This window comes from ANME-2 cluster archaeon, assembly GCA_014237145.1.
Taxonomy (GTDB): domain Archaea; phylum Halobacteriota; class Methanosarcinia; order Methanosarcinales; family Methanocomedenaceae; genus Methanocomedens_A.
This window is the reverse complement of the sequence record JAAXOC010000048.1, coordinates 1-5642: the sequence shown is the minus strand read 5'-3', so window position 1 is coordinate 5642 and position 5642 is coordinate 1. Positions and strand designations below refer to the sequence as shown.

At 42.7% G+C, this 5642-nt stretch carries 7 protein-coding genes; all 7 read right to left on the bottom strand.

Annotated elements, in window-relative coordinates; all coding sequences use genetic code 11:
- Positions 1-104: 104 nt before the first annotated feature.
- On the bottom strand, positions 105-848 hold the full coding sequence (locus HF974_06800; protein MBC2698036.1) for an NTP transferase domain-containing protein: 744 nt from the start codon (positions 846-848) through the stop codon (positions 105-107).
- 78 nt (positions 849-926) lie between these two features.
- A complete protein-coding gene (locus HF974_06795) occupies positions 927-2297 on the bottom strand; it encodes a mannose-1-phosphate guanylyltransferase/mannose-6-phosphate isomerase (protein ID MBC2698035.1) in 1371 nt (456 codons plus the stop codon).
- A 586-nt stretch (positions 2298-2883) separates the two neighbouring features.
- On the bottom strand, positions 2884-3021 hold the full coding sequence (locus tag HF974_06790) for a hypothetical protein (GenBank protein ID MBC2698034.1): 138 nt from the start codon (positions 3019-3021) through the stop codon (positions 2884-2886).
- 129 nt (positions 3022-3150) lie between these two features.
- Positions 3151-3744 carry a sarcinarray family MAST domain-containing protein gene (locus HF974_06785; protein MBC2698033.1) on the bottom strand — a complete coding sequence of 198 codons (594 nt, stop codon included), beginning with the start codon at positions 3742-3744 and terminating at the stop codon, positions 3151-3153.
- Position 3745: 1 nt separating this feature from the next.
- Positions 3746-4660: a hypothetical protein gene (locus tag HF974_06780; protein ID MBC2698032.1), complete on the bottom strand. Its 915-nt coding sequence runs from the start codon at positions 4658-4660 to the stop codon at positions 3746-3748.
- Positions 4661-4749: 89 nt separating this feature from the next.
- Positions 4750-5340: a sarcinarray family MAST domain-containing protein gene (locus HF974_06775; GenBank protein MBC2698031.1), complete on the bottom strand. Its 591-nt coding sequence runs from the start codon at positions 5338-5340 to the stop codon at positions 4750-4752.
- Positions 5341-5344: 4 nt separating this feature from the next.
- Positions 5345-5642 (bottom strand): hypothetical protein (locus tag HF974_06770; GenBank protein ID MBC2698030.1); only part of this gene is annotated, 298 nt, incomplete at its 5' end.

The following is a 5642-nucleotide window of genomic DNA, read 5'->3' as shown; positions in this document are numbered from 1 at the left end:
GCAAATATGACTGATGAATTGTGGGATATTTTGAGTATGATGGGTAAAGAATGCGAAAAATACTATGTTTGATGAAAGACGTGCGGAAAGTGAGTTGTAATGGCTCATTTATTATTTGATTGTTTAGTCTCTCTTAAAAAAAACTCATTCGCTCGCATCAGATCCTCCGGCGTCCCAACATCAATATGGATACCCGAAATGCGTTTGTACACAACCTTTGCTCCTTTATCAACCAATAACTTGATCGAATCCGTAATCTGGTACTCACCCTTAAATCCGGGTTTTGTATCATGTATCGCCTCAAAGATGCCAGATTCGAAGATATACATACCAGCAATCCCCAGATTACTCGGTGCATCCGAAGGTTCCGGTTTTTCTACAAGGTCAACTACATAGATCCCATCAGGCTTGATAATCCCGTGACGTGTAACATCGGTCACTTCCACAACGCCAATCGTAGCTTCCACATTGTTTGCCTCATGGAACTCCTTAAGATCACGCAGCACCGTATCTGGTGAGAAGAAATTATCCCCAAGCACTACAGCAAAAGAAGACCCATTGATTACATGCTCCCCTGCAGCGACAGCATCCGCAAGCCCCAGCCGCTCATCCTGGACCACATAGGTCAGTTTCACACCAAACCGCTTCCCAGAACCAAAATAATCGGAAAGCCCGTGTTTTTTAGGGCTCACAACAATTGTGATATCTTTGATTCCAGCGGTCACAAACGCTTCTACCACATGTTCAATCACTGCTTTATCACCCACAGGAAGTAATTCTTTTGGCATTGCATGGGTAAACGGGCCAAGACGCGTGCCGCTTCCAGCGGCGGGTATCAATCCTTTCATGATAGTAATGTCCAAAGTTTAGGATGATAAATCATTCCAAACAGTCTAGTAAAATTTGTGTAATTTGTTTCAATCCAATCAAACTCGTCCATACTCATCATCGAACCTCTCAATATCATCCTCACCCACATACTCACCCAACTGCACCTCAATGATCTCCAGTACCCTCTCTCCCGGATTAAACAACCTATGCTTTACACCAGCACTAATATAAGTACTCTCCCCCCCACCCAGACACATCTGCTCCCCATCAACCTCAACACACGCCCTGCCCTTCACAACCACCCAGTGCTCACTCCTGTGTTTATGAAGCTGCAGACTCAACCTCTTACCCGGCATCACCCTGATATTCTTGATCTTATGCTTCTCTGAACTCTCAAGCACAGTATAAGTACCCCACGGCCTGTACACTGTCTGGTGAATATCTGCCCGCTCATCACCCTGCTCTTTCAGGCAAAACACCACATCCTTAACCTTCTGGCTGCTGCTCCTAGGGCATACCAGCAAGGCATCCCTGGTATCCACTACAACCATATCATCGACATCAACCAGTGAGACGGCCTTGTTCTTTGATGAAAAAATAAGATTCCTCTTTGAATCGATGGATGCGTCAACACAATTATAAACCACATTGCCCAGTTCATCCTTATCAAACTCAGCATACATAGCATTGAAGTTCCCAAGATCCCCCCACTTATTATCCAGCCTGACAACAGCAACATGATTAGATTTTTCCATCAGACCGTAATCTACTGATATTGCCGGGATTTTATGGTAGACATCTTTAATGTCCCGGTCCGAATTAAAGAACTCATCCCACAATTGCGGCGCATGTAGTTGAAGTTGTGATATGAACAGTTCAGTGCCAAATAAGAACATGCCGCTGTTCCATAGATAGCCGTTCCCGACATACCGCCTTGCATCATCCAAACCCGGTTTCTCCTTAAACTCTGAGACCTCATATCCCGCATCAAGTGCACGCCCGGGTTTAATATAGCCATAACCGGTATGTGGGGATTCAGGTACAATTCCGAATGTGACAAGATGGTGGTCTGTCAGCTTTTTTGCACCTGCTATGGTCTCCATGGCATCGACATCCAGGATATGGTCTGAAGAGAATACGCCGACAGTGGAACTGCCATGTATCTTTTCAATCTCACGCATTCCAAAACTGATGGCTGGGAGTGTATTTTTTCCTTCGGGTTCCAGAAGGATGTTTTCTTTTAGAAGATCAAGTTCAAGTTCTTCGATCTGCCCGTACACAAAGAACTTTTGTTTTTCACTGGTGACAACAAATATTTCAGAGACATCAGATATTTTAAGGCACCTGCGCATGGTATCCTGGAATAATGAAGTGCCTGAGAATTTTAAGAATTGTTTTGGGTAAAGTTCCCTGCTTAAAGGCCACAGACGGGTGCCGGAGCCGCCAGCAAGTATTACTGATTTTATTTTTTCATCTCCTTATTGGGGTCAGGATTGGCTGTTATTAGTATTATTTAACTTTACATTAGTATATAACCAATCTTCGCCAGTTTAAAATAAAATCGATAGCAGCAAAATACTATATTTTTTGAGTCTGTTCTACATTTTGATCTATTCAATCACTTGTTATTGGTTTTTTTTCTAATGCTCTGAAGTACATAATAATATGAAGGAGTATATATAAATATTTTGTGCAGAGGATCTGTTCCTAGAAATAAATAAATTTTCACACTCTACATTTGGGAAAAACGCTAGCATTAAGACCCACGAGTAGTTTTTTAAGCAAATGAAACGGTTAATTAAACCATTAAACTGACGAAGATAGGTTATAACCTATAAGATTATGTGCTCAAGTAAATACTACTGATGTGAGGATTTTCTTGTAACCCTGTCTATGTTCGAATATATCATAATCGGTATTGCTAGAAAGTGCTACCTCATATTTAGCATGAAAGTACCCTTGGTACTTTCATTTTTTGTGCATGTTATTCGAAGAATTTCATGTACGTTTTCTAGCAAATGTTGCAGCAGTGGGTGAGAGTGGAGTGTACTGTCAGCAGCGGCAGTACAGGCACACAAGTGACCCAAAGAAGCAAACATTCTGCACACCCAGCCTCACATTCTCCTCCCGGTAGGCAATATCATCCACACCATACTTCGACCCATTGTCTCGCACATGCTCTGCCCTCATTGTCAGCTCAATAGGAAAACATAGTGCATTCTTCAGCAGGCCGGCACCTTTCTTATTAGCTTACTGCACATCGCCTGCCGAATGTTCCCTGCCGCAGCCACCGGCAGGGCACCCGGAATCACTATTGATTCAGCTACGTCTCGCCATCAGCACAAGCGCAATCCACAGCAGTGCACACGCCACCCCGAACCCTGGCGACCCCTGGGATGGGGGTTGGTCAGAGGATGAGGGGTCGGTGGTAGTGCGGGTGGGGGCGGGGCCTGAGTAGTGTTCATCCAAGATGATGGGGTTGACGATGGTGAATTGCACGCGTTCTACCTCATCGATATCCTGATTGAACTGCACATATAGATTTATCGGAGCATTTCCATCAGTCCATTCACCGTTGGGAGCTATTATCCAAATATATTCATTTTTCCAACCAGATTCCACATCATATTCATATATCCCTTTATCGAAATCACTAGGACCAGAAATAATATCATATGATCTTGTAACTCCAGGTTCATTTAATTCAATACCTATAAAACCGTAAATCTTAGAAGTAACTTGAACTTTTATTGTAATAGGTTCACCTATTTTAATTTTTAAATCATTTACAGTAGCAGGTTCATCATTACACCATGCAATTACTTTGCCATAATCATTTTCTGCAGCATTACCATTTGGAATTAATGTATAAATTAAAACCAAGAAAATTATTAATCTAACAATTTTTTTCATTTTACCATCCTTCTGATTCTTCTAAAAATGGATTTGGATTTTCTACTGTTGGTTTGTCCCCTATTCCTACGATTTTTCCAGGAGGCACTGCTAAAAAAGTACCTGTTATAAAATCAAAATTAATACGGTTGTTGTTTCCAATAATTTTCAAATTAATTGGATCCATGACAAAATATTCTTCCCTCTTATATATCTGCGCCTCATGCCCAAACATTGGATTCGGATGCACCTCATTATCAACATCCAGAACTGTAAATCCCACAATCTCCCCCTCAACTTCTATCATCCACGAATTGACTGTACAGACCCACGGATTCATTGAAGGTAGTACATTAGCCCCAGTTGACCCCAGCAAGTTAGTATTCCTCAATTTTAAAGTATAAAACGACTCACCGGGATATGGTTCTATAGTGTCAAGATAATCCGGCTCCATATCCACCATCAGCGTCACATTTTCCTCCCAGTATGCAATATCATCCACATCATACTTCGTCCCATTGTCTCGCACATGCTCTGCCCTCATGGTCAGCCCGATAGGAAAACACAGCGCAGACTTTAACAGACTGGCACCGTTCTTATTTGCTTCCCTCACATCGTCTGCCGATTCGTTGAACTTGTCATCTATCTGCCCGTCGATGTTTCCTGCCGCAGCCATATACTGCTCATTCACCTGGTGCAGCACCTCATCCACATACCACTCCCGCACATGGCTGATGGTTTTAGCACTGCAACTGGAATACTTACTACCATCATGATACCTTGCCTTATCCACATACCTGCTCTGGTTCGCCTCGATCTTGTTCGTAAGGTCAATAGCAGTTGCCTGCATAGCATCAGCAGGATTGGGATACTCCATATAATTAATGTCCGGGCTCAGGTGCACATCACTTCGTATCTGCCCGGTGATCTTATCCACCGCACACCACGCCCCAACCCACGCTTAGCGCATGTGTACCCGCACCCGGGCCGCATAGCATCGGCAGGGCACCCAGAATCACTATTGATTCAGTTCCGACATGCCATCACGACAAGCGCAATCCCAAGCAGCGCACCCACCACCCCGAATCCGGGCGACCCCTGGGATGGGGGCTGGTCTGTGGATGAGGGGTCGGCAGTGCGGGTGTGGGCGGGGCCTGAGTAGTGCTCATCAAGGATGTGAGGGTTGGCGATGGTAAATTTAACATGTCTATCGTCTCCACGATCACTGAATTCCACAAAAATGTTTATTGGAGCATTTCCATTGGTCCACTCCCCATTTGGAGCAATAATCCATGTATAATTTGTTGTCCATCCTGATTTTACCCCACGATTATCTATTGATTTATCTAAATCACTTGGTCCACTTAATATATCATATGGGACAGTGACTAATGGCTTAATCAATATTATATACACATTACAATCTATTTTTGAATTTACGCTAACAGTAATTTCTGCAGGTTCTCCAACTTTTAACTGAATATTTTTAACTGTTGCCTCTTGTCCATTATACCATGCATTTACAATTCCAAAATCATTTTCAATTGGTTCAGCAAATGCGTTTTGATTTGAACATATTACAAATGCAATTATCAAAACATATATTATCCATTTCAAAATATCACGTCCTTAAAATATTACCATATTCTGATGATGTTTCTATCAATCCACCTAACCTATCGCCAATTGGTCTGCCAGTAGGTGGTACTGCAATAAAAGTTCCAGTTGAAAAACTAAATTCTATTGGTGTATTATACCCTATTCTAATGTAATCATAGGCAGGATCTTCAATTGCATCATCTACTCTTTTATACACCTGCGCCTCATGCCCGAACATCGGGTTCGGATGCACCTCATTATCAGCATCCACCAGCGTAAATCTATCTATCCGCCCCTCCACATTGATCATCCAGCTATTG

Excerpts from the sequence above, each read along its gene's own strand:
- HF974_06785 (MBC2698033.1), bottom strand. The coding sequence starts at position 3,744 with ATGAAAAAAATTGTTAGATTAATAATTTTCTTGGTTTTAATTTATACA.
- HF974_06790 (MBC2698034.1), bottom strand. The coding sequence starts at position 3,021 with ATGAGGGCAGAGCATGTGCGAGACAATGGGTCGAAGTATGGTGTGGAT.
- HF974_06800 (MBC2698036.1), bottom strand. The coding sequence starts at position 848 with ATGAAAGGATTGATACCCGCCGCTGGAAGCGGCACGCGTCTTGGCCCG.